The following is a 1,326-nucleotide window of genomic DNA, read 5'->3' as shown; positions in this document are numbered from 1 at the left end:
CGCAAGTTTGGCATTGGTCACTGATATTATAACCGATTAAGCGAACTTGATATGAGATGTGACCAGAAGCTAACGCCCGGCTGTAATGGACGGGATATGCCAACGGGTCACGGTTTGATTGCAAGGATAGAGTCGATTAAGGGTTAATATGACGAAATCGAGTTTAAAGAACGGATTTGGGAAAACCAGACCAATCAAGACGTGCGTTTGTATGGAGAAGTATCAACTGGACTAAGGTTCAGCGATACGTCTTTAAGCTCCAAAAGAGGATATTCCAAGCAGCTAAATCGGGACAGGACGCGAAGGTTAGAAGGTGGCAACGTCTATTGGTGAAATCATATTATGCCCGGCTCTTAGCGGTGCGACGGGTGACCCAAGACAATCAAGGCAAAAAGACGGCTGGAGTAGATGGGATGGTCGTAATATCCCCTAAGCAAAGGTTAGAAATGGCTGAGAAAATCAAGGGAAACCTCAAAACAAAACCACTACGAAGGGTGTGGATTCCAAAACCTGGAAGGGATGAGAAACGTCCTCTAGGGATACCCACAATCCAAGATAGAGCCAGGCAAGCCTTGGTGAAATCGGCTCTCGAACCCGAATGGGAAGGGAGATTTGAAGGCACAAGCTACGGGTTCAGACCAGGCAGGTCAGCCCATGACGCGATTGGTAGAATATACACGGCCATAAATCAGGGTCAATACTATGTCCTTGATGCGGATATAGCGAAATGCTTCGACCGAATAAACCATGATTACCTACTGTCCAAAATTCATTGTCCTAGCGTAATTAAACGCGACCTGAAACAATGGTTAAAAGCAGGAGTGCTAGACAATGGCGTATTCGAGGATACAGAAGCCGGGACACCACAAGGAGGGGTAATAAGTCCAATACTCGCCAACATTGCACTGGATGGAATGGCTAGGTTAATTGAAACAATGTATCCAAAAGCAAGTGGGGGTAAAGTTAAAGCCACCCTCATAAGATACGCTGATGATTTTGTAGTGATATCACCGTCACTGGACATCATTGAACAGTGCAAAACTGCTATTTCCCGTTGGTTAAAACCTATAGGATTAGAGATTAAACCGGAAAAGACCAGAGTGTGTCATACACTTAACCCCATACAATATGAAGGGAAAACAGAAGAACCGGGTTTCGATTTCTTGGGATTCAATATTAGGCAATACCCAGCAGGAAAACATAGAGTGGGGAAGATAAATAGGGACACAAGGAAAACCTTTTTAACCCACATCAAACCCAGTAAGAAGGCAGTTACAGCCTTTATCTCAATCATTAAGCACAGTAACAACACTTGGTAAACCAGTT

1 protein-coding gene and 1 pseudogene are annotated in these 1,326 nt (G+C 44.3%); both read left to right on the top strand.

Annotation, left to right across the window (positions count from 1 at the left end; translation table 11 throughout):
* Positions 1–176: 176 nt before the first annotated feature.
* Positions 177–398: pseudogene (locus tag P5683_RS24890) on the top strand (reverse transcriptase N-terminal domain-containing protein); the annotation flags it as partial.
* 48 nt (positions 399–446) lie between these two features.
* Positions 447–1,319, top strand: coding sequence for a reverse transcriptase domain-containing protein (locus P5683_RS24885; RefSeq protein ID WP_233497931.1), 873 nt, complete (start codon positions 447–449; stop codon positions 1,317–1,319).
* Positions 1,320–1,326: the final 7 nt, after the last annotated feature.

It is taken from the genome of Limnospira sp. PMC 1279.21, from assembly GCF_032349615.1.
In the GTDB taxonomy this organism is placed as follows: domain Bacteria; phylum Cyanobacteriota; class Cyanobacteriia; order Cyanobacteriales; family Microcoleaceae; genus Limnospira; species Limnospira fusiformis.
The sequence above is the reverse complement of the archived record's forward strand: the minus strand, read 5'-3'. Positions and strand labels throughout refer to the sequence as shown.